This window comes from Streptomyces sp. WAC05292 (assembly GCF_003949955.1).
In the GTDB taxonomy this organism is placed as follows: Bacteria; Actinomycetota; Actinomycetes; order Streptomycetales; family Streptomycetaceae; genus Streptomyces; species Streptomyces globosus.
The window spans coordinates 1-1,087 of record NZ_RPSE01000754.1 but is presented as its reverse complement, the minus strand read 5'-3'; the positions used below and the strand labels follow the sequence as shown (position 1 = coordinate 1,087).

Sequence of the window (1,087 nt, the reverse complement as noted above, 5' to 3'; positions counted from 1 at the left end):
GTCACGACCGCCATGATCATCACGGTGGACAGGTCTCCCGCCTCGCGCGGACGACCGCCTTCCGGGTGCGCCCGTACCGCTCACACGCGGCGGCTCCGCGCGAGGCGGGAGACCTGTCCACCGTGATGATCATGGCGGTCGTGACCACCCCGGCGGTACTCGCCGCGGCCGCCCTGCGACCGCGCTCGAAGGGGCGCGGCTGACGCCCGGCGTCCGCGCCCCCACCAACCGACCCGACTACCCGACAACCCGACGGGAGAACCCCTCGTGTCCGAATGGCTGGTCCTGGCCACCGCCATGGTGCTCGTCTGCGCCCTCGTCTTCGCCTTCACCGCGCTCCGGCACCGCCGGGTCTCCCCGGACGAGGACACCAGCGAAACGCCCAACGTCATCGAGTACATGACCATGATGGTCGGCGTGGTCTACGCGATCGTCCTGGGCCTCGCCATCGCGGGCGTCTGGGAGGCGCGCGGCGCCGCCGAGGACAGCGTGCGCCGCGAGGCGCAGGCGCTGTACGAGGTAAGCCAGCGCGCCGACGTCTACCCGGCTGCCGTCCGGGACCGCATCCGCGGCGAGGTGGACGCCTACGTCGCCCACACCGTCGCCGTCGACTGGCCGAAGCTGACCGGGGGCGAGACCGCGTCCGCCGAAGGCGGCGAACTGCTGGCGAAGCTGCGCAGCGACGTCACCCACCAGAGCCCCGCGACCGAGCTCCAGGCCCAGGCCTACCAGCCGCTGCTGGACCACATCGCCACCGCCGACGACGCCCGCCACTCGCGCGTCCAGAGCGACGAGTCGACCCTGCCGGACGTGGTGTGGTTCGGCCTCCTGACAGGCGGCATCGTCACGATCGGCCTGATCTTCACGCTCCAGATCCGCCGCTCAAGCCGCGAACTCCTGCTGGCCGGCATGTTCACCGCACTGATCGTCTTCCTGCTGTTCCTGGTCTGGAGCTTCGACGCCCCGTACGGCCGAGGCGGGATCGACTCCGCGAGCCCGTTCCAGGAACTGTTCCCCCGAGCGGCGGCGATGGCGGCGAAGGCCTGAGCGGGAGCGGGAGCGGCTCCCCGGCGGCGGGGAGGCGGCG

At 72.1% G+C, this 1,087-nt stretch carries 1 protein-coding gene and 1 pseudogene; both read left to right on the top strand.

Annotated elements, in window-relative coordinates; translation table 11 throughout:
• Positions 1 to 203: pseudogene (locus EF903_RS34900) on the top strand (hypothetical protein); the annotation flags it as partial.
• A 64-nt stretch (positions 204 to 267) separates the two neighbouring features.
• Positions 268 to 1,047 carry a DUF4239 domain-containing protein gene (locus EF903_RS32850; RefSeq protein WP_125548566.1) on the top strand — a complete coding sequence of 260 codons (780 nt, stop codon included), beginning with the start codon at positions 268 to 270 and terminating at the stop codon, positions 1,045 to 1,047.
• The last annotated feature ends 40 nt before the right edge of the window (positions 1,048 to 1,087 follow it).